The sequence below is a fragment of the Pontibacter chinhatensis genome, from assembly GCF_900113285.1.
Classification (GTDB): Bacteria; Bacteroidota; Bacteroidia; order Cytophagales; family Hymenobacteraceae; genus Pontibacter; species Pontibacter chinhatensis.
Genome location: NZ_FOOT01000007.1, coordinates 14356 through 36284 on the forward strand (window position 1 = coordinate 14356; position 21929 = coordinate 36284).

Below are 21929 nucleotides of genomic sequence, written 5' to 3' on the forward strand. Positions count from 1 at the left end.
GATGATCATCACAGAAAAGTATAGCCAGCTGGCGCCCGAGGTTAAAAGTATACTGAGCCGGCTGGTAGAGGAGGAGTTTGGCCATGTAGCCTTTGTGCAGGAGCGTGTGTGGGCCCAACCGGATTGGGTGCTCATCCAATATGACAACGAGGAAATTGCCACCTTCTGCCATATCGTAGTGCGCGAGGTAAGTATGGACGGCACCACGTATACAGTAGCTGGCCTCAACAACGTCATCACGCCCAAAACACACCGGGGCAAAGGCTATGCAAGTGAGGTGGTGCGCGAGGCAGGTAAATTTGCTCTTCAGGAGTTAAAATGTTCCTATGGACTGTTGCTTTGCGCCGACGCCCTGCTGCCGTTCTATAACCGCCTGGGCTGGTACAGCGTGGAGGGCGGTGAGCTATACTATAGCCAGCCTTCCGGCGAGCAGCGCTACGACTCCAACTCCATGTTGCTGCCGCTAACGGGCCAGCCAAACTTCCATCCCATACACATCAACCTGAACGGGTTACCTTGGTAATTTCTGTTTTTAACAATTTGTTGCTGCCGCCTGTTCTGCGGGTGTTTATACTTTGGAAGCCAATGCTTTACTTTGCACGGCAAGTATAAACACGAACTAAAACTATGGAAAAAGAACACTACACCTTGGTGCTGGGCGCCGGGGGAAACATAGGAGGCAAAGTGGCCCGCGCGCTGCTGCAGCAAAAGGCTAAGGTAGGCGTGGTGGGGCGCAGCCGTAACCGCCTGGCGGATTTTGAGGGCGAGGCCGAGCTGCTGGAAGGCGACTTTAACGATGACTCGTTTCTGCGGCATGCATTCCAAAAAGCCAATAGCCTGTTTCTAACCGTGCCGGACGAGGCTTTTGCCGACGTTTCGGCCACGGCCCGTCGGCTGGCCAGGTTGCTAGCGGGTACGCCAGTGACGCATATTGTGAACATCAGCAACAGCATTGTCCGGAAGGCGGGCCAATCTACCCGGCTGGTCGCGCTGGAGCAGGAACTGAACGCACACCTGCCACAGCACCTGCTGCACCTGCGCTGCGGCAACTTTTTCGAGAACCTGAACTGGGGACTGCACACACCTTATGCCCCTGACCTGAAACTGCCTTACATTTCCTCTTACGAAGTAGCCTACGAGGCCGCCAGTCACCTGCTGCAGCAGGGCTTCTCGGGCAGGCAGGTAAAAGCCTTGCTCGGCGAACGCGACTATAGCATGAAAGAGCTGGCCGCTGCAGCTGGCGTAACCTACCAGCAGTTGCCCTATACTTCAGGGAACATCCACTTTTACCAACCCTTTAACGAGGGGAATTTTGAGGTGGAGCCACGAACGGAGAAGTATAGAACAGGCAGAGACGCACGTTTTACATTAGCCTACTTTTTGGAACATGACCTGCAGTTAAGCCAGGTATAATCCCCTTATGGATTCAGTTATGTGCAACGGAACTACTTACCAAGTAGTGTAAACTCCCCTCCTTGGAGGGGGTAGGGGTAGGTTTGAAAGCAAAATGATGGCACATTTGCACAACTACCAGATAGTGGTATAAGGCCTTCCCAGAGCATAAAAAGCATCGCCCCGGCAGTTTCAGCTACCGGGGCGATGCTTTTTACTACATATAGTTCAGGCTCAGATCAGTTGCTCTACGCCAGTATAGTTAAACGGAGAGATTTTCTTTAGCTCGGCTTTCACCTCATCGCTCACCTGCAGCGTGTCGATGAACGTATGGATGCGCTCCTCGGTCATCTTCTCGTTTTTGCGGGTCAGCTCTTTCAGGGCCTCATAGGGTTGCGGGTAGCCCTCGCGGCGCAGCACCGTCTGGATGCCCTCGGCCACTACAGCCCAGTTATCCTCCAGGTGCGCGTTCAGGGCGGCCTCGCTCAGTTCCAGCTTGCCAATACCCTTCTCCAGCGACTTCAGGGCGATGAGCGTATGCGCCAGCGGCACGCCCACGTTGCGCAGCACCGTAGAGTCCGTCAGGTCACGTTGCAGGCGTGAGATAGGCAGCTTGGCCGACAGGTGCTCTAGCACGGCGTTGGCGATGCCCAGGTTACCCTCAGCGTTCTCAAAATCAATGGGGTTTACCTTATGCGGCATGGCTGAAGATCCAACCTCTCCGGCTTTAATCTTCTGCTTAAAGTAGCCCATGGAGATATACTGCCACACGTCGCGGGAGAAGTCGAGCAGAATCGTGTTCAGGCGCTTCAGTCCGTCGAAGTAGGCGGCCAGGTTGTCGTAGTGCTCAATCTGGGTCGTGTACTGGCTGCGGGTCAGGCCCAGCACGTCCTGCACAAAACGGTTACCAAACTCAGGCCAATCTATACCTGGGTAGGCCACATAGTGCGCGTTGAAGTTGCCGGTAGCGCCCCCAAACTTGGCTGAGAACGGTACTTGGGCCAGCAGGTTGAACTGGCGCTGCAGGCGCTCGGCAAATACCATAATTTCCTTACCTAAGCGGGTAGGGGAGGCCGGCTGCCCGTGCGTGTGCGCCAGCATCGGCACATCCTTCCATGTATGGGCCAGTCCCTCCAGCGTCTGAAGTATGGCCTGGTAGGTTGGCAGCAGCACCCTTTCATGCGCCTCGCGCAGCGAGAGCGGAATAGCAGTGTTATTAACATCCTGAGAGGTAAGTCCAAAATGAATAAACTCCTTGTGCTCGCTCAGCCCCAGCGCGTCAAACTTCTCTTTCAGGAAATATTCTACCGCCTTCACATCGTGGTTGGTGGTTTTCTCTGTCTCCTTAATAGTCAGGGCATCCTGCTCCGTAAAATTGTGATAGATAGCGCGCAGGTCCGGGAAGAGGCTGTGGTTTACCTCCTGCAGCTGTGGTAGCGGCAGCTCGCAAAGCGCGATAAAGTACTCCACCTCTACCAGCACACGGTAGCGGATCAGGCCAAATTCTGAAAAATAGGGGGCAAGGTCGCTGGTGTGGCGGCGGTAACGACCATCCACCGGCGATATAGCAGTGAGTGTTGTAAGATTCATAGTTCGGGATGTGGTTCTCCTCTTCAAAGATACGCAGCTTTCTACACGTAGCCAATTATGGCGCGGCTGTTTATACTTCTCTCCAAGTATAAATTCCGGCAACTACGTCTCCAGATGCAATAAATCGGCTTTCGGGAGGGTTAAAGACTTGTGCTGCAACTATTTTGGCATCAAGGTTGTGGCTAAGTACCTGTCCTGCACATCCTATCGCTGCCGGAACCGTAATAGGGGTTGTGGCGGTATATAGTTCAATTTAGGGATGACTATATAGAAAACAGCTTTATTTAAAAGCACTGCCTTTTTACAGATCTTATTCTTTAATTCGCACTGGATTATACCTTGGACCATCGTTTGAAAAATAAAATACTGATTTGGGCCGGCGGCGTGCTGGCCTTCTTTGCACTCCTGTTCATCCTTCTTTTCGCCTTCAGGAGCAAACTCTTAAGTTATACCGTAGACCGCGTCATCACCAAGGTGGAAAACCGCTATCCGGTGGACATGCACATCAACAAGGCTGAATTTGTAGACTGGAACTCGGTGGTGCTGAGCGATATCAGCCTGGTGCCGCACAACCGCGACACCCTCTTCACCACCGACAGCGTGTACGCCACAGTCGGGTTCCGCTCCCTATTAAAGGGCCGTATCGTGTTCAAGCGTCTGGAGGTGAGCAACGGCTACCTGACTGCCGTGAAACGTGGCGATGAGACGAACTTTGACTTCCTGTTGAAGAAGGACGAAAAGACACCTGAGCAGCCTAAGGATAGCACCGCCGCCGGCCGTAACTATGGCCAGTTGCTCAACCGCCTCATTGAAACTGCCTTCGATAACGTGCCGGACCAGGTTGACTTTAAGAACCTGAACGCCTCCTACGCCTCCACCAGCCGCAACATCGACATCAGGATGCCTTACCTGCTTATCGACAAAGGCAACATCGAGTCGGATGTGTACATTAAAACCGACTCGCTGGTAAACAGCATGCACGTGAAAGGCACCATCGACCCACGTGATTACAACATCTCCGCCAGCCTATATGCCACGGATACGGCCGGAATACGCCTGCCCTATGTTAAAGAGCGCTTCGATGCCACAGTGGCCTTCGATACGCTGCACCTGAGCCTGACGGATAAAAAATACCGCAACGACAACCTGACCGTTCGGGGCAATGCCATGGTGAACAACCTGGTGGTGAATCAGCCAAAGATTGCCTCAGAGGATGTGCACGTAGCGGAGGGCGAGGTGGATTACGTGGTAACCATTGGGCCAAACCTGTATGTGGTGGACAGCCTGACGGAGGTGCGCGTGAACAAAGCCAAGGCCAAAGTATACGCGGCGTACCAGAACCGGCCTTCCCGCATCATCGACCTGAAAGTGAAGAGCGATGAGATACAGGGAACCGATTTCTTTGCCTCGCTGCCTACAGGGCTTTTCGAAAACCTGGAGGGGATACAGGCCGAGGGCTGGCTGCAGTACGACCTGAACTTTCACGTGGACCTGGACAGCCTGGGGCAGGTGGTGTTCGACTCTGACCTGGATGCCTCCGAAGACTTTAAGATTGTGAAGTGGGGCAACACCAACATCGAGAAGATAAACGGCTCGTTCACGCACACCATGTACGAGTATGGCAAGCCAATCCGCACCTTCACGGTGGGCCCGGCCAATCCGTTTTACGCGCCACTGCATACCATATCGCCCTACTTGCGCAATGCCATCCTTACCGCCGAGGATGCCGGCTTCTACAGCCACAACGGCTTCCACGAGGAGGCTTTCCGGCAGGCTATCATCAAAAACCTGAAGGAGGGCGACTTTGCCCGCGGGGGCAGCACCATCTCCATGCAGCTGGTGAAAAACGTGTTCCTGACGCGCCAGAAAACCGTTGCCCGAAAGGTGGAGGAGGCCATTATCGTGTGGCTTATCGAGAACCTGGACCTGGTGTCGAAGAACCGGATGTTTGAAGTATACCTCAACATTATTGAGTGGGGGCCGGATGTGTATGGCGCCAAGGATGCCTCGCGCTTTTACTTCGGCAAGCAGCCGTCGGAACTGAACCTGGCAGAGGCCATCTTCCTGACCAGCATCATCCCGAGCCCCAAGCGCTACCGCGCCTCGTTTGACAGTGCAGGTAATTTGCGCAGCTGGAAGTCCGGTTACTACCGCCTGATTGGGGGCATCATGCTGCGCCGCGGCCTGATCTCGCAGGAGGAGTATGAAAACCTGTACCCGAACGTGCACCTCTACGGCCGTGCCCGCGATCTGATTGTGACGGAGCCGGATACGTCTGTGGTGGAGGAAGAAGAGATGAACCAGTTTGAGCTGGAAAGTATAGACATGCTTAATTTTTAGTAGAGCAAAGTATAAAAGCGCCGCCCCTGCAGCTGTTTAGTTGCAGGGGCGGCGCTTTTGTCAGCTGCGGATTATGTATACTTGCAAGAATGAAGAAGGAAGAAACTGTAACGCATGAGCCTGTGGGCCTGATTCCGAGGGCAAGCGCCTTAGCCTCCCGCGTGGGCCTGGACTGGTTTCTGTTGGCGCTGATAGGGATGATTGGGCTGGCCTACCTGTGGCCGGAGCTCGGCGTGGACCGGGAACCTATTTCCTTGAGCGATGTAGCCAACTATGGGGTGTCGCTGATTTTCTTCTTCTACGGGTTACGCCTGAGTCCTGAGAAATTAAAAGTAGGCCTGAGCAACTGGAAGCTGCATGTGGTGGTGCAACTGAGCACCTTCATACTTTTCCCGCTGCTGATTTTGCCGCTTTATACTTTTTTTAAAGACACGCCGCAGGAGTTGCTATGGCTCGGGGTATTTTACCTGGCCGCGCTGCCCTCCACGGTGTCTTCGTCGGTGGTGATGGTATCCATTGCTGGGGGTAACATTCCCGGGGCTATTTTTAACGCCAGCATCTCCAGCCTGATGGGTATCTTCATCACCCCGCTCTGGATGGGACTCTTCCTGACCACCAGCACCGAAGGCTTCGACATGGGGAGTGTGATGGGGAAACTGGTGCTGCAGGTGCTGCTGCCGGTAGTGCTGGGCATATTGCTGCACCGTTACTGGGGCGACTTTGCCGAACGCAACAAGGGTCGCCTCCGCGTATTCGACCAGATTATTATCCTGCTCATCGTGTTCACTTCCTTCTGCGAGTCGTTTGCCCGTGAGATGTTCAGTGGCTACAGTGCTGCTGATATACTTCTATTAGGCGCTGCCATGATAGGGCTGTTCTTCCTGGTATACTTCGTTATCATGGCCATAACCCGGCTGCTGGGCTTCGACCGCGGGAACCAGATTACAGCCATTTTCTGTGGCTCCAAAAAGTCGCTGGTGCACGGTACAGTTATGTCGAAAGTGCTGTTCCCGGGGGGCAATATGGTTGGCATTATCCTGCTGCCCATCATGATTTACCATGCCCTGCAACTGCTGGCCTCCAGCATCATCGCGCAGGCAGAGGCGAGGACGAAGGGTGTTTAGTAGTAAAGTATAAAGCTTATCAGGTTGCTTCTTAATATTGTGCTTGCAAGATTTGAGCTCTGATGACCTCGCGGTGTTAGGGGTATCGCGAGCGTCTGGCGTTGGCTATACTTTATACTTTGTCTGAATCAGGATTTGCAGGATGAAAGGATAATCAGGATTGCTTTACCGGGTCCAACCACCCCTTTATCCCCTCCTTATCCAAGGCGGGAAATTTCTGTTAACGATTACACCCCTATGGTCCCCTCCAGGGGACAGTTTCTGTATTACTATTTTATACTTTCCTTTCCAGTAGTAAAAGCAGCAGCTATCGACCTTATCCCAGCCTTTGGGTTGAGCGCCTCGAGAGGTTCCGGTGCCCGGAGGGCATTGCGACGCCAGGAGCAAAGGAAATGTAGACAGCGCGATGCCCGAAGGCGAAGCCTCCCGGCCTGCGAGGGCACCAAAGCTAGAGATGCAACGATAGGTTGGTGGGAACTAGAGGATGAACGGCAGCCAGTAAGGACAGCTTGTGTCCAGTTGCGGGAAGCGGGGGCTAGGAAAGCATAAGCTGGCAAGTATAAAGGTATAGCCAAAGTATAAAATCCTGTTCATCCCCAAATCCTGCTAATCCTGGTGCAGACAAAGTATGGCCTAAGTATAAACCTAAGTGGATTCGGGAATCTACACCCTTCCTCAATACTATAAAAACAAAAAGCCCCACCTGCAAAAGCAGGCAGGACTTTTAAACTATAGAAATCGCAGCTTTAAGCCATTTGTTTTTGATGCTCCGCTCTCAGCGCTGCTTCTTCCTTATCCAGCAGCCGCTTGTCCAGAATGAACGGGCCGAAGGGCAGGAGGGAAGCGATGAAGCCGGCCGCCAGCTTTTTGAAGCCCCAGTTGTGCGCCAGCGTTACCTGCAGCAGGGCCAGCACATACAGCACGAACAGCACACCGTGTGCCCAGCCAACGTACTTCACAAACAGCGGCATATCAAACATATACTTTAAAGGCATGGCTATACCCAGCAGAAGCAGGTAAGAGATTCCTTCGTAGATGCCTATCGTGCGCAGGCGGGAGATGGGAGTTTTCATCAGAGCTATTTTCTTGATAATTGATGTTGTTTTGCAACACTACAAAAGTACAAAACGTGCCCTACTCTCGCTGCAAAATTCGACAAAAGTATAGTTCCGGCAGCCAGTCGGCAGCAAAGCCGCGGGTTAAGCTACTCCTGCGAAACTCGTGTGGCTACAGCAGGGTTAGCGAATACTTCGTTCTGGATACCAAGCGAAAAGCCGTGGATAGCGTCGAAAATAGCCCGCACGAACTCTTCATCCAGGCCTATGTCGCCGGCGGCTTTCAGCCTGTTCTCGATCAGCTGCTGCCAGCGGCCCGACTGATAAATGTCCAGTGCATTGGCGCGCTTATACTCTCCGATGCGCTTCGATACATCGGCGCGCAGGAACAGCACGTTCAGCAGTTCGTGGTCCAGCTTGTCGATGAGGGAACGCAGGTCCTGCAGCTGCTCGGGCTGCGCCACACGCTCGCTTTCCAGATCCAGCACGGTCAACAGCTTATCCAGCCCGCTTGGCGTTACCTGCTGCGAGGCATCGCTGAGTGCTACGTCCGGGTTAATGTGCGTCTCAATCATGAGGCCATCCGCACCCAGGCGCAGTGCCTGCTGGCTAACAGTTTCCAGCAAGTCGCGGCGGCCGGCAATGTGGCTAGGGTCGCAGAGCAACGGAATGCCAGGGGCCAGCGAGCGGATTTCCTGGATGGTTTGCCACTTGGGGTGGTTGCGGTATGGTTTGTTGCTTGGCGTTGAGAAGCCGCGGTGGATAAGCGCCAGGTCTGTGATGCCCGCCTGGTTGAGGCGCTCCAGCGCGCCCAGCCATAGTTGGATGTCCGGGTTCACAGGGTTCTTCACCATCACCGGGATGTCTGTTCCACGCAGCGCATCGGCAATTTCCTGCACCGAGAAAGGGTTAACCGTGGTGCGGGCACCCACCCACAGGATATCCACGCCATACTTCAGCGCTTCCTCTACATGCTGCGTGTTGGCAACCTCCACAGTAGTTAACAAGCCTGTTTCCTGCTTCACGGTCTGCAGCCACTCCAGTCCTACGGTGCCTACGCCTTCGAACATACCCGGACGGGTGCGGGGCTTCCAGATGCCTGCCCTGAAAATGGAAACGCGGTGATCTTTCTTCAGCTCCCGTGCCGTCTGCAGCATCTGCTCTTCCGACTCTGCGCTGCAGGGGCCGGCAATTACGGTTGGCAGTGGTCCGCCGTTCAGGATTTTTGTCTTTGCTACTGTGTTAAGGTTAGATGTGGTACTCATGATTTATAGTTGTGTTAATGATTTCTTAGATGATTTTACTTTGTTAATGGCTTCCTGAAGCTGTGTTTCGGGGCAGCAGAGGGATACCCGCAGGTAACGCTCGCCTTGGCTGCCGAAGATTTTGCCGGGCGTCAGGAAAATGCCCTGTTCGTACAGCAGCTCGTCGAGGTAAGCTTCCACGTCGCTTACCTTCTCCGGCACGCGGGCCCACACAAACATGCCCACCTGGTGTGGCTGGTATGTGCAGCCCAGCTCTTGGAGCAGGAGGTGCGCCAGTTGTTGCCGTTTGGCGTAAGCGCTGTTGCGCTCCGAGTGCCAGCTGTGGCTGTTCTGCAGGGCTGCCACGGCGGCTTCCTGCACCGGCAGCAGTTGCCCGGAGTCGAGGTTGCTTTTCACGGCAAGTATGGCGGCCAGGTATTCTGGTTGTCCCAGCACCATGCCCGCGCGCCAGCCCGCCATGTTATGCGATTTGCTCAGCGAGTTTAGCTCCAGGCAGTTTGCCTTTGCCCCGGCTATACTTAGCAGGCTTAGCGGCGTTTGCTCGTGCAGCACCAGGCTGTAGGGGTTGTCGTTGATGAGCAGTAGGCCGTGCTTTTGGGAGAACTCCACCAGCCACTCCAAAGTATGCGTGGTGGCTGCGGTACCCGTGGGCATGTGCGGATAATTGATCCACATGATTTTCACGTCTTTCTTTGCCACCAGTTGCTCCAACTCTTCGCGCTGTGGCAGCCAGCCGTTTTCCTCCTCCAAAGTATAGCTAAGGATTTCTGCCCCCGCCAGACGTGCTGCCGAAGCGTAGGCTGGATAGCCCGGATTGGGCACCAGCACCTTATCGCCCGGGTTGAGGAAAGCCATGGAGATATGGAAAATGCCTTCCTTCGAACCGGCCAGCGGCAGTACCTCCTGCTCCTGCAACTCTACCTGGTATTGGCGCTGGTACCAGGCCTGTATTGCCTGCCGTAGCTTAGCTGTACCATTGTATGGCTGATAGCCGTGGCTGCCCGCCTGCTGCGCCGACTGCGCCAGCGCCTGTATCGTTTCGGCAGAGGGAGCCATGTCGGGGCTACCGATGCCGAGGTTGATGATGTGCCTGCCCTGTGCCTGCAGCGCCCGCACCTCCGCCAGTTTTCGCGAGAAGTAGTACTCCTGCACGTGCTGTAATCTGTCTGCCTTGGGTATGATCATGGTCTTAGAGTATGGCTGCGGTTTCTTTGGTGATGGTGCTCGTATCTGGTCGTACCGCCTGCTTGAGTATTCCCAGCACCTGTAGGTCCTCTACCAGTGGCCTTACCTGTGAGATGGCCTGTTGCAGATGCGATACATGGGGCGCTTCTACCTCTGCCACCAACTGGGCTCTTCCTTCTCCGGCAGGCAAAGTTTGCAGGAGCGTCAGCTCTACCTGGTGCTTTTGCAGCAGGCTCAGGAGCAGGGTGAGCGTGGAAGTATGGATCGGCTTCCGGAACACCACAATGGCCTTGTCTGCATCAGCGGGTTCCTCGGGTTGCTCGCGCAGCAGCAAAAAGCGGGTGTGGTTTTGCGGGGAGTCCGCGATGTTTTCGGCAAGTATCTCCAGGCCGTACAGTTCAGCGGCAGCTCTGCCGGCAATGGCTGCCGTAGCCCGCAAGCCTTGTTCCTGTATGGCCTTGGCGCTGTCGGCCGTGTCGTGGGTTACCTGGGGCTGCAGGTGCGGGTGCTGCTGCAAAAAGCCTTTGCACTGCGCCAGTGCCACCGGGTGCGAGGCCACGGTGCGGAGCTCGGCTATACGTTGGCCCGGCAGCGCCATCAGGTTCTGGTCGATGGGTAGCCAGAGTTCTGCCGTAATGTGCAGGCGGTGCTCCTGCAGCAGGGCATAGTTGGGCAGCAGGCTGCCGGCCAGCGTATTCTCAATGGCCATTACCGCTGCATCTGTCTCGCCCTGCTGCAAGGCAACGCAAAGGCTGCTAAAAGTATCGCGGTGCGCTACCTCTAGGGGCATGCCGGGGAGCAGCTGCCGTGCGGCTGCATCGTGGAAGGAGGCGGGGCCACCCTGTATGGCAACTCTGGACTTATTCATGGTTAGATGGTTGGGGTAAAAAGAAAAAGCCCCGCTTGTGGCGGGGCTTCTCTGGTTTATACTTGGTTCATTTCACAAACACAATAGCATTACCTCTGGAGCCCCGGCGGAGTACCAAAAAAGTAAAAGCTAAAGTAAAAAGTGTTGTGCGACATGATCTTTGTTACAATCTCTGCGGCTAAAGTAGTGGCTGCAGTTTATATATCCTACTAAAATTTAATTTTTTATGCTACGGCCGTGGAGCCTAAACCACTTTGTGGGCTTCTGCGGTGCTGCTGCAGCGCCTCCTTCAGCGACTTCACAAAGCTGCTGTCCATCTCAGTATAGTCGTCCCGCTGCAGCCAGGCATCCAGCTCTTTCTGCCAGCCGCTTGCCTGCTGCAGGCCCTCCTGCACATCACCCATCTGGTGCAGGCTGATTTTCTGCGATACCTCACGGCGGCGCAGCAACAGCTCTACCAGGGCCTTGTCCATACTGTCCATCTGCTGGCTCAGGTCGTCGAGCTGCTCTACCAGGTGGTTCGTGCCCTCCAGCTTCACCTTGGTCCTGATGGCGTTGATGAGCAGTTCCAGTTCCTGCGGCATCAGCTGCTGCTGCTTGCTGCTAAGCGCTGCTGACGGGTTCATGTGCGACTCGAACAGCAAGCCATCCACACCCAGGTCAACAGCCTTCTGGCTAACCGGGTACAGCAGGCTGCGGCGTCCGGCAATGTGGGCCGCATCGCAAAGTATGGGCAGCTCCGGGTGCATGTCCTTCAGCTGCAGCATATAGTCCCAGCGCGGGTGGTTGCGGTAGGGGTACTGCTCGTCGGCGGCAAAGCCACGGTTTATCAGGCCAAGGTCGGTGATGTCGGCCTGGTTCAGGCGCTCCAGGGCACCCAGCCACAGGCCCAGGTCAGGGTATACCGGGTTGTTTACCAGCACTGGCATGTTGGTTCCTTTCAGGACAGCAGCAATCTCTTCCATGGCGAAAGGGTTAACCGTAGCGCGGCCGCTGATGCTGAGGATGTCTACGCCATACTTCATGGCCTCCTCGGCGTGCTGGGCGTTGGCCACTTCGCAGGTGGTGCGCAGGCCGGTTTCTTTTTTCACCATGTCGAGCCACTGTAGTCCCACCGTACCGACACCCTTGAACGAATTCGGGCGTGTGCGTGATTTCCAGATACCCGCCCTTAGTACGCTAATGCCCTGAATGGACTTCAGCTGCTGGGCTGTTTTGAGTAACTGTTCTTCGCTCTCGGCACTGCATGGTCCCGCAATCAGCACCAGGCTGCCGTCTACATGTCGGAAGCTGCCTTTCTGTGCTACATTGATGGGTGTTCTACTTGCTCTCATGGTTTTGGCATGTTAAAAAATTCGGTTTTTTTGGTTTGGTTAAGTTTGAGATATGGTTTAAAACAAAAAAAGCCCCGCAATATGCGGGGCTCCCTTGGTGGTTTATATCCTACAACTTTTTTACAGCGCACAATACAATTACCTCGGAAGCCCCGTCTGAGGCACCTTAAAGGAATTGGTATAAATGCAAGCCATTAGTTGAAGCATGTCTTTGTTTGTATTTGTGGCAAGTATAAAGTATAAATGCCCAATAAGCAATCTTTTTGCCGGAAATATTTTTTGTGAGGCCCGGTTATTAGGCCTTGTTTTGCTTGATTATGAGGTGATTACCAAGTTTAAATCCTTAGGATAAACCTTAATAGCGATCGAAATGACGGAAGTAGCTGCTGAGCTTCATCTTGATCACGCCTAGCACAGCCTCCTTAAAAATCCCCTTCGACATTTTGGAAGTACCCTTGGTGCGGTCCGTGAAGATGATGGGAACCTCCTTGATCTTGAACCCATACTTGTAGGAGAGGAACTTCATCTCGATCTGGAAAGCGTAGCCTACAAAGCGAATTTCATCCAGCGGAATGGTTTCCAGTACCTTATGGCGGTAACACTTAAAGCCGGCCGTAGTGTCGTGTATAGGCATGCCCGTCACCAAACGCACATACCAGCTGGCAAACCACGACATCAGCACCCGGCTCATGGGCCAGTTAACCACGTTTACGCCCTGCACATAGCGGCTGCCAATAGCCACATCGTAGCCCTCGTTGGCGCAGGCGTCGTATAGACGGATGAGGTCGTCTGGGTTGTGGGAGAAGTCGCAGTCCATCTCGAATATGTACTCGTAGCCGTGGCGCAGCGCATACTTAAAGCCGTGGATATAGGCGGTGCCTAGGCCAAGTTTGCCTTGGCGGGTTTCGAGGTGCAGGCGGCCGGGATACTCCAGTTGCAGGTGGCGCACGATATCGGCGGTACCATCCGGAGAGCCATCATCAATAATTAATAGCTCAAACGGGTGGCTCAGCGACATCACCTTGCGCACCATCGCCTCTACATTCTCCCGCTCATTGTATGTTGGGATGATCACCAACGCGTCTTTCATGCCGGCAAATATAGCTAATCAGCTATTGTGGGCATGGCGTAAGGTAGAATTAATTTTGCAGGAGAGCTCTTTGGCAGCCCGGATGCAATCGGGCACCGACACTCCAGAGTACCAGTTGGCAGCGATAAACATGCCTTCCTCCTCCAGCGTCTGCGCCATCTCGTGGGCATCCTCAATATGTATGTCGTACTGTGGAATAGAGTGGTGCCACAGGTGCGTGTACTGAAAGATGGGGCTGTCGGCCGTGATGCCGTGCAGTTCTTTCAACTCCTGATGCACCTGCTGCAGCAGCGTGTCCCGCTCGGTGAGGGCCAGGTGCTCTGCCTGCGCTCCTCCTACAAAGGTGGTGAACAACACCTCGTGAGGGCGGCAGCGGCCACTGAACAGGGAGCTGTTCCAGATAGACCTGACAGAAAACGCATCCTCCGCCACCGGGTGTATCGCTCCAAATCCTGTCGGAGGTAAGCCGATGTCGCGGCTGTTGTATACCGAGTGCACCACCGCAAGCGGCGGGTAGTGGACGTTTTGCAGGGCAGCGGCCATGCCCGGGAAAGTATACTGGAGCAACTCGGCGGCCCTGGGTGCTGGCAGGGAAAGCACCAGCAGGTCGTACTCCCTGGTGTCGGTTTCGGTGGGGGAGGAGCAACTGATGATATACTTGCCTTCGTGGCGGGTAATCATGACCACGCGGTGATCGGTGTGCAGCGAAATAAGCTTATCGGCAATGGCTTCGGGCAGGGTTTGCATGCCCTCTACAAAAGAGAACGGACTCAACTGTTCTGATATCTGCTGGTGTTGGAACAGCCCCTTCAGCACAGAGCCGTACTCCAGCTCCATTTCCTTTAGCTGCGGAAACACTTTCTGGACGAGTAGTTTATCAGGATTTCCCGCGTAAAGCCCGGACACAAGCGGGTTGACGGCATAATCCAACACACCGGCTCCAAAACGGCGCTTAAAAAACTCAGAAACGGTTTCGTAGCGGTTATCTTCGGGTGGGATGTACCTTTCCTGAAGGATGCGGTAGCGTGTTTTCCAGGAGAAGCAGGTGTTGGAGAGCAGGCAGAATGGGGAATATGGCAATTGCCTGTATGCGCCGTCGCGGAGCACAAACTGCTGGTGACTGCCAACCGTCGCCGGCAGCACCTGGTCCTCCAGCTTCAGTTCCCGGATCAGCTCACTTATCTCGGCAGAGGGACGAATGGCGTTGGGACCAAGCTCCAGCAGGTAATCCTCGGTTCTGACAGAGCGGATATTGCCACCCACCCGGCTGCCCGCTTCAAACAGGTCGTAGGGTATGCCCAGCTTTTGCAGATAGTATGCCAGCGCCAATCCCGAAATCCCCGCCCCGATAACCGCTACCCTCATCTACCTTCCTCCTGTCTGTTTATACTTCTGATACCTGTTCTTGCCGGTTGCTCGACGCGGCCGTTACTCCCTTAAACGTTTAATTACGTAATTTAGCGCTTCACTCATAAACCAATGCCGCATGCAGCAGCAAAAGTGCGTTTTTCTGGACCGTGATGGTGTGCTGAACCGCGAACGGGGCGATTACACCTATGCTTTGGAAGATTTTGAAGTACTGCCCGGTGTGCCGGAGGCGCTAAGGTTGTTGAAGAAGAACGGCTACCTGCTGATAGTGGTTACAAACCAGGGCGGCGTGGCCAAGGGATTGTACAAAAAGGATGATGTGCTGGCCTGTCACCAAAAGCTGCAGGACGCCTGCGACTCCCTCATAGACGCGCATTACATGGCGCCCGGCCACCCGGATTACTCTGCCTCCCTCTCCCGCAAACCCAACAGCCTGATGCTGGAAAAAGCCATTGCCAAGTATAACATTGATGTGGAACAGAGCTGGATGGTGGGAGACTCGCTAAGGGATTTGGAAGCCGCCGAAAAAGTAGGGGTGAAGGGAATTCTGGTGGGCGACAAGTATAAACCCGGCGCGCACGCCTGGCAACTGGCCGACCTGTGGGAAGCGGCGCAGTTTATACTTGGGAAGGCGGCTGAGGCGGGCTGTTAAAGTATAAACTTATACTCTGGCAGCCACTCATGTTGAACTAGGGTGCAGTTACCTACTTGTGAGGGGATAGTATAAGCAACAGGTCTTAGCATTGATTAAATATTCTATATATTTAGCGCATGCTATACTTTTGTCGTTTCCTTAAGCGTTTGCCGGTTTGTCTTTTGTTACTGGGCCTAATCTTCAGCGGGTGCAGCAAACATGGCTATGTTAATCTAGATTATCCGCTGCCGCCCCAAGTATACCTGCCGGAGGGCGTCAAGACGATCGCGCTGGTGAACAGGTCGCTCACCAGGCCGGAGGATAAGCAGGGGCAGGTCCTGGAATCCATTGTGACAGGAGAGATCTCCGGCTCTGACCGACTGGCTTCCGATGAGAGTCTGAAAGGCGTATTCGATAGGATTAACGGGTACAGGGACATGCAGACTGTGATCCCCCCGCAAACCCGGCTCTACGGCACAGGCACCCGCGAAACGCCCGAACTGCTTGACTGGGAACTGGTAAGAAGCATCTGTGATGCCAGCAACGCAGATGCCTTACTCGTGCTCGAAACCTTCGACTCCAACTCCGATGTGCTGCTGTCGACAGTTACCAACCGTGTAACAGCGGCGCTGGGTAACAATGTCCCCATACCTGCTGTCCCAAATCAGATCAGGGTAAATGTGCTCGCTTTCTGGCGCTTGTATGACCCCGTCTCCAAAACCATCATCGATCAGCACCAGGCCAAAAGCTTCCTGACCTTTAACGGGGTAGGCAGTAATTTAACGCTCCCTCCACCCGAAGCCCTGCATAACACTGCTTACGAGGCCGGGCGTAACTACATCGAGCGTTTTTTGCCGGGGCATTATACTGTCAAGAGAGACCTCTACAAAAAAGGAAAAGGGGCCAGCAAACAGGCGTTCAAGGCGGCGTTCAGGAGCTCCGAAGTAGCCAATTGGCGAGGCGCTATGGACAGTTGGAGCGCCATACTTGCCCGGGCAAGCCGCAAAAATGCCGGGAAGGCCTGCCTCAACATTGCCGTCGCGCACGAGGTGCTGGGCAATACCGACCAGGCGCTGGAGTGGGCAAAGAAGTCGTACGAGGTGTATGGCAACAAGCTTGGTAGAGATTACACGAAAGTATTACTCAACAGAAAAAGTTTGGAGTAGCTTCAGTTGCAGAAGAGGGCTGGAGTTGGAGCTTGATAGAACATTAAAATTTAAAAGTGGAAGATGAGCTTTTGGAGGAAAATTTTTAACCGAGCAGGTAAAGGAAGCAATATTGTTGAATCAAGCGATACCAAGTTAGTAGGGTTGGGTTCAGTTAACATTATGGACTTGGAAAAGCTTATAGCGCCTCTCATAAGGGCTGCAACAAAAATAGAAGTTCAACCAGCATCAAGGCCGCCTGAGAACGCGCAATTACTTTCTCATTTTGGAGGCCAGCCATACTTCGAGAAAGGGGAGAAGTGGCCTTTGACGAGGTCTGGAAGAAATATGCAATTTATCTTTCAAGTCTTTAACGAAGAGGGGCTGGAACTACCACAAGAAATTAAGCTTATCCAGTTTTTTTACGACTGGGAGGAGTTTCCGTGGGATACAACAGATGATGGCTGGCTTGTTAAAATCTACAAGGAGCTCGATGTTGAAAATATAGTGAATATCCCAAGACCTGCTGAACTAGATGAGTCGAAATACTGTGCGATAAAATTTAAGCCAATAAAGTCCTTGCCTGATTGGGAAGGGATCGATGCGGTTTGTGATAAGGCTTCTGCAGTGTCCTGTGCACTTAACAGCGAAGAGCCGTGGGATGCTTATGAGAATGCGGTTAAGAGGTTGGTTGGAGAAGAGGATTACCTGAGCCAATTAGGAGGGTATCCCAAATGGGTACAGGGGGAAATCACTCCTAAAAATAAGAATGGAGAGCATATGAAGTTGCTGTTTCAAATTGATTCTGAAGAGAATGCAGAACTAATGTGGGGCGATGTAGGGTTGATATACGTTTTCTATGATGAGAAATCAGGAGAAACCGCTTTTAACTTGCAATGTCACTAGGTAGATTTCCCTACAGATGGGGATGAAGACATAGAGTATATCCAGTATCAATGCTTGCTTCCGATACGCTAAACAAAAAAACCGGCACAAAGGCCGGTTTTTGTATGTATGGTCTAGTTGTTCGCGAGTAGGGGGAGTTAGATGCTGGCTTTGTCTGTAGCCACTTCCTCGGCAGAGGCTGTTGCCACCGGCGCTTTTTCCAGTGCAGGAGTTTCTACAGAGGCGTAGTTGTAAGCCGGGCAGTAGGTTTTGCAAGAGGCCATGACCATTGCCAGGCACAAGCTACCTAATAGAATAACTTTCTTCATGATATAGTAATTAGAAGGGTTTCGAACCAAAAATAGTATAAATACTTAAAAAGTAAAAAACTGTTACGAAAAATATAGGCGAACCCTTATACTTCGTAACCCAGTATACGCATCATCGACTCGCTGGTTTGCTCCGGTGCAAATTGCCAGTGCTTCAGCGCTCCATTCTCATCTCGATCTATCAAAATATGCTGTGGAGACGGAATCAGGCAGTGCTTAATGCCGCCATAACCACTCAGCTGTTCCTGGTAGGCGCCCGTGTGGAAGAAGCCAATGTACAGGGGCTCACCTTTGGGTATCTTCGGTAGGAACACCTGGTAAGAGTGCATTTCCGAATTGTAATAATCCTGGCTATCGCACGTCATGCCCCCTAGTTGTACTTTACGGTATTCCTTGTTCCAGTGGTTCACGGCCAGCAGTGGCCAGCGCTGGTTCAGAGCCCATGCATCCGGCAGATTCGTGATAAACGAGCCGTCGATCATGTACCAAAGCTCCTTGTCGTTCTGCAGCTTCTCATCCAGAATCGAGTAGATGGTAGCCCCACTCTCGCCCACTGTGAAGATGCCAAACTCGGTAAAGATGTTCGGCTCCGGCACACCTTCATCCTCACAAATACGCTTGATGGTGCGCAGGATCTCCTCGGTCATGTAGCGGTAATCGTAATCCGCCTGGATAGAGGTTTTGATCGGGAAGCCACCTCCGATGTCAATCGTGTCCAGCTCCGGGCACAGCTTCTTCAGCTCGCAGTACTTACGTACAAAACGGCTAAGCTCCGACCAATAGTATGAGGTGTCCTTGATTCCGGTGTTGATGAAGTAGTGCAGCATCTTCAGCTCAAAGCGGTCGTCCGGCTTTATCTGCTGCTCATACAGGTCTATCACGTCGTTATAGCGCACACCCAGGCGCGAAGTATAGAACTCAAACTTCGGCTCCTCGTCCGAGGCCAGGCGAATACCCAGCTTCGTCTTCACGTTTATGTGTTGTTTGTAATAGTCGATCTCGCCCAGGTGGTCGAGTATCGGCATGCAGTTTACAAAGCCCTCGTTCACCAGTTCTGAAATCCAGTGGCGATAGCGCTCGCGCTTAAAGCCGTTGCAGACGATATACGTGTTTTTGTCTATCTTACCTTTCTTGTAGAGAGAGCGTATAATCTGCATATCGTAGCCCGATGAGGTTTCGATATGGATGTCGTTTTTCAGGGCCTCCTCTATTACAAAAGAGAAATGCGAGGCCTTGGTACAGTAGCAATACGTATAAGTGCCCTTGTAGTCAAGCTTCTCCATACTCTCCCGGAACAAGGTTTTCGCCTTCTGTATCTGCGAACTTATCTTCGGTAGGTATGTCAGCTTCAGGGGTGTTCCGTACTGCTTAATGATATCCATCAGAGGGATGCCGTTAAACAGTAACTCGTTATTCTCCACCTTAAATTCTTCTGTCGGGAAGTCAAAAGTTTGGTGAATAAGGTCGGTATATTTATCCATTCTGTGAGTTAGGGGAAATTAAGAAAACATGCAATATTGATTGTATTTTACCATCTTTGCAAAAAGTTTGTTATAAAACTATGAAAAAAGTAAAGCTGATAGAAGTGAGGTCTGAGTTGGGGGCTGGCACACGTGGCGCCAGCATGGGGATAGATGCCTTACGTGTCGCCTGCTGGGACAAGGGATCAGATTACTTTAAGCGCTTCAACTCTATCAGCGTTCCGGATTTAAACTATACGTTATTCGATCCGGATGTTTTTCCGTATGCCCACCGCATCGATAGCATCCTGACCGTGCAAAAGAACATTGGCCGGGCAGTAGAACAAACTATTGCCATGGATATGTTCCCGCTCGTTTTGTCCGGTGATCATTCTAACGCACATGGTACCATTGCTGGTATAAAAGCCGCCTACCCTGACAAGACGTTGGGTGTTATCTGGGTGGATGCGCACGCCGATATCCACTCGCCTTATACTTCGCCATCGGGCAACGTGCACGGCATGCCGCTGGCCATGGCCCTGAACATCGATAACCTGGAGCGCCAGATAAACGACCCTTCGCCGGAGGCCATCTTCTTCTGGAACTCGCTTAAGAAACTGGGCTTTGACGGGCCGAAGCTGAAGCCGGAGCACCTGGTATACGTCGTGGTGCGCGATACCGAGGAGCCGGAGGATTACCTGATCGAAAAATACGGTATCAAGAACTTTACCTACGCCGAGCTGGTGAGCAAGGGCGCCGCCACCGTGGCCCACGAGGCCCTGGACCGCCTGCGCGACTGCGACATCATCTACGTGTCGTTCGATGTGGACAGCCTCGACTCCAAATTCTCGAAAGGCACCGGCACGCCGGTAGAAGTGGGCCTGACGGTGCAGGAGGCCAAAGAGCTCAACTACCACCTGCTGCAGGACCCGCGCGTGGTGTGTTACGAGATGACTGAAATCAACCCAACCCTGGATACCGAAAACACGATGGCAGAAAATGCCTTCGATATACTAGAGACAGCCACCGAGGCTATCTTGCAGAAAGAATCTAAAAGTACAGCCATACATTAATGCAACTACAAAATGCCATTAGCCAGCGCATCAGCCAGGCGCTGCATGCTCTGTTCGGAATCACTGTTGATGCTTCACAAATCGCCCTGCAACCCACCCGTAAGGAGTTCGCCGGCTCGTTCACGTTCGTTACCTTCCCCTACACCAAGCAGGTGGGCAAAGGCCCTGAGCAAATAGGGCAGGCGCTGGGAGAGTACCTGCGGGAACATGCCGCCGAAGTAAAAGACTTTAATGTAGTGAAAGGCTTCCTGAACCTGGAGGTGCAGGAGAGCGAGTGGCTACGCCTGTTTAAGGGCATCATGGAAGACCCGACTTACGGCTATGGCGCTCCAAGCGACCGCAATGTGATGGTGGAGTACTCCTCGCCAAACACGAACAAGCCGCTGCACCTGGGGCACTTGCGCAACAACTTCCTGGGCTACTCCGTGGCTGAGATTCTGAAAGCCAACGGCCATAAGGTGATGAAGGTGAACCTGGTGAACGACCGCGGCATCCATATCTGCAAGTCGATGCTGGCCTACGAGAAACTGGGCCACGATGAGACGCCTGAAACCAGCGGCCTGAAGGGCGACCACCTGGTAGGAAAGTACTATGTGCTTTTCGACAGAGCTTACAAAGAACAGATTGATGCCCTGGTAGAGCAGGGGATGGACAAGGAAGAGGCCAAGAAGAAAGCCCCCTGGATGCTGGAGGCGCAGGAAATGCTGCTCAAGTGGGAGCAGGGCGATGCGCATGTGGTAAACCTGTGGAAAACGATGAACACCTGGGTATACGCCGGCTTTGATGAGACCTACCGCACCATTGGGGTCGATTTTGACAAATACTATTACGAGTCGGAGACTTATACTTTAGGCAAGGCCCGCGTGGAGGAAGGCCTGGAGAAGGGCGTGTTCTTCAAGAAAGAGAACGGCTCTGTGTGGGTAGACCTGACCGGCGAGGGGCTGGACGAAAAACTGCTGTTGCGTGCTGACGGCACCTCGGTATACATCACCCAGGACCTGGGCACGGCCGAGCTAAAGTATAACGACTTCCCGTACGACCAGTCGGTGTATGTGGTGGCCGATGAGCAGAACTACCACTTCCAGGTACTGAAGGCAACCCTGAAAAAGCTGGGCAAGCCCTATGCAGACGGTATTTTCCACCTCTCGTACGGCATGGTGGACCTGCCATCCGGCAAAATGAAATCGCGCGAAGGCACGGTGGTTGACGCCGACGAACTGGTGCAGGAGATGGTGGACACGGCACGCCAGCAAACCGAGGAGTTGGGCAAGATTGAAGGCTTCACCGAGGAGCAGGCGCAGGAGCTGTATCATACCCTGGCCATGGGCGCCCTGAAGTACTTCCTTCTGAAGGTAGACCCTAAAAAACGTATGCTCTTCAACCCGCAGGAGTCCATCGACTTCCGGGGCAATACCGGTCCGTTTGTGCAGTACACACATGCCCGCATCTCCGCCATCCTGCGCAAGGCTGGTGAGATGGGCATCAAGTATGACCCGGCGGCCTTTGAGAATTTCGAGAACCTGCACGAGGTGGAGCAGGAGGTAATCACACAGTTGGTGAACTTCCCGGCGGTGATAAAAGAGGCAGGCAGCCTTTATGCACCTTCGATTATCGCCAACTACGCTTATGAGCTGGCTAAAGCCTATAATCGCTTCTACCAGGAAATCTCTATCTTTAATGAGACTGACGAGCAAGCCCGTAGCTTCCGTATCGCCTTGTCGGCCATGGTAGCCCGCTTCGTGCGCGAAAGTATGAAGCTGCTGGGTATCCAAGTGCCGGAGCGGATGTAAGA

The 21929-nt window shown here is 53.4% G+C and carries 19 protein-coding genes; 9 read left to right on the forward strand and 10 right to left on the reverse strand.

Going from position 1 to position 21929, the window contains the following annotated elements:
- Window position 1 precedes the first annotated feature (1 nt).
- Both BM040_RS17700 and BM040_RS17705 read left to right on the forward strand, forming a co-directional pair.
- Window positions 2-523 carry a GNAT family N-acetyltransferase gene (locus BM040_RS17700; protein WP_092104364.1) on the forward strand — a complete coding sequence of 174 codons (522 nt, stop codon included), beginning with the start codon at window positions 2-4 and terminating at the stop codon, window positions 521-523.
- A 104-nt stretch (window positions 524-627) separates the two neighbouring features.
- Window positions 628-1413 (forward strand): NAD(P)H-binding protein, encoded by a 786-nt coding sequence (locus tag BM040_RS17705; protein ID WP_092104366.1) that lies wholly within the window; start codon window positions 628-630, stop codon window positions 1411-1413.
- Window positions 1414-1626: 213 nt separating this feature from the next.
- Here the strand turns inward: BM040_RS17705 and purB are convergent, their stop codons facing one another.
- A complete protein-coding gene (gene purB, locus BM040_RS17710) occupies window positions 1627-2982 on the reverse strand; it encodes an adenylosuccinate lyase (protein ID WP_092104368.1) in 1356 nt (451 codons plus the stop codon).
- 351 nt (window positions 2983-3333) lie between these two features.
- Here purB and BM040_RS17715 point away from each other — a divergent pair, with 351 nt between their 5' ends.
- Window positions 3334-5322, forward strand: coding sequence for a biosynthetic peptidoglycan transglycosylase (locus BM040_RS17715; protein WP_092104370.1), 1989 nt, complete (start codon window positions 3334-3336; stop codon window positions 5320-5322).
- Between the two features lie 89 nt (window positions 5323-5411).
- Window positions 5412-6446, forward strand: a complete 1035-nt coding sequence (locus BM040_RS17720; RefSeq protein ID WP_175491113.1) for a bile acid:sodium symporter family protein — start codon at window positions 5412-5414, stop codon at window positions 6444-6446.
- Between the two features lie 746 nt (window positions 6447-7192).
- Here BM040_RS17720 and BM040_RS17725 read toward each other — a convergent pair.
- The 7 genes from BM040_RS17725 to hemG form a co-directional block, all read right to left on the reverse strand.
- On the reverse strand, window positions 7193-7519 hold the full coding sequence (locus BM040_RS17725; protein ID WP_092104372.1) for a DUF3817 domain-containing protein: 327 nt from the start codon (window positions 7517-7519) through the stop codon (window positions 7193-7195).
- 131 nt (window positions 7520-7650) lie between these two features.
- Window positions 7651-8766 carry a chorismate mutase gene (locus tag BM040_RS17730; RefSeq protein WP_092104374.1) on the reverse strand — a complete coding sequence of 372 codons (1116 nt, stop codon included), beginning with the start codon at window positions 8764-8766 and terminating at the stop codon, window positions 7651-7653.
- A gap of 3 nt (window positions 8767-8769) precedes the next feature.
- A complete protein-coding gene (locus BM040_RS17735; protein ID WP_092104376.1) occupies window positions 8770-9951 on the reverse strand; it encodes a pyridoxal phosphate-dependent aminotransferase in 1182 nt (393 codons plus the stop codon).
- A gap of 4 nt (window positions 9952-9955) precedes the next feature.
- Window positions 9956-10819, reverse strand: a complete 864-nt coding sequence (locus BM040_RS17740; RefSeq protein WP_092104378.1) for a prephenate dehydratase domain-containing protein — start codon at window positions 10817-10819, stop codon at window positions 9956-9958.
- 224 nt (window positions 10820-11043) lie between these two features.
- Window positions 11044-12153, reverse strand: a complete 1110-nt coding sequence (locus BM040_RS17745) for a 3-deoxy-7-phosphoheptulonate synthase (protein WP_245756285.1) — start codon at window positions 12151-12153, stop codon at window positions 11044-11046.
- A 355-nt stretch (window positions 12154-12508) separates the two neighbouring features.
- Window positions 12509-13243, reverse strand: a complete 735-nt coding sequence (locus tag BM040_RS17750; RefSeq protein ID WP_092104380.1) for a polyprenol monophosphomannose synthase — start codon at window positions 13241-13243, stop codon at window positions 12509-12511.
- Window positions 13244-13261: 18 nt separating this feature from the next.
- Entirely contained in the window at window positions 13262-14608 is a 1347-nt protein-coding gene (gene hemG / locus BM040_RS17755; protein ID WP_092104383.1) for a protoporphyrinogen oxidase, read from the reverse strand.
- Between the two features lie 121 nt (window positions 14609-14729).
- Here hemG and BM040_RS17760 point away from each other — a divergent pair, with 121 nt between their 5' ends.
- The 3 genes from BM040_RS17760 to BM040_RS17770 all read left to right on the forward strand — a co-directional run bounded on the left by BM040_RS17760 (window position 14730) and on the right by BM040_RS17770 (window position 17296).
- Window positions 14730-15263, forward strand: a complete 534-nt coding sequence (locus BM040_RS17760) for a D-glycero-alpha-D-manno-heptose-1,7-bisphosphate 7-phosphatase (protein ID WP_092104385.1) — start codon at window positions 14730-14732, stop codon at window positions 15261-15263.
- A 164-nt stretch (window positions 15264-15427) separates the two neighbouring features.
- Window positions 15428-16411, forward strand: a complete 984-nt coding sequence (locus tag BM040_RS17765) for a DUF6340 family protein (protein ID WP_092104387.1) — start codon at window positions 15428-15430, stop codon at window positions 16409-16411.
- A 63-nt stretch (window positions 16412-16474) separates the two neighbouring features.
- Window positions 16475-17296 (forward strand): DUF1963 domain-containing protein, encoded by an 822-nt coding sequence (locus BM040_RS17770; protein WP_092104390.1) that lies wholly within the window; start codon window positions 16475-16477, stop codon window positions 17294-17296.
- Between the two features lie 137 nt (window positions 17297-17433).
- On the opposite strand, the gene BM040_RS21845 is transcribed toward BM040_RS17770, so the two are convergent.
- Both BM040_RS21845 and BM040_RS17775 read right to left on the reverse strand, forming a co-directional pair.
- Complete coding sequence (locus BM040_RS21845; protein ID WP_175491114.1) at window positions 17434-17604, reverse strand: hypothetical protein; 171 nt, start codon at window positions 17602-17604, stop codon at window positions 17434-17436.
- An 86-nt stretch (window positions 17605-17690) separates the two neighbouring features.
- Window positions 17691-19085, reverse strand: coding sequence for a type III PLP-dependent enzyme domain-containing protein (locus tag BM040_RS17775; protein WP_092104392.1), 1395 nt, complete (start codon window positions 19083-19085; stop codon window positions 17691-17693).
- Window positions 19086-19165: 80 nt separating this feature from the next.
- Between BM040_RS17775 and BM040_RS17780 the strand changes: the two genes are divergently transcribed.
- Together BM040_RS17780 and argS are read left to right on the forward strand one after the other, a co-directional pair.
- Window positions 19166-20137 (forward strand): arginase, encoded by a 972-nt coding sequence (locus BM040_RS17780; protein WP_092104394.1) that lies wholly within the window; start codon window positions 19166-19168, stop codon window positions 20135-20137.
- Window positions 20137-21927 (forward strand): arginine--tRNA ligase, encoded by a 1791-nt coding sequence (argS, locus tag BM040_RS17785; protein ID WP_092104396.1) that lies wholly within the window; start codon window positions 20137-20139, stop codon window positions 21925-21927. Before BM040_RS17780 ends, argS begins: the two co-directional genes overlap by 1 nt.
- The last annotated feature ends 2 nt before the right edge of the window (window positions 21928-21929 follow it).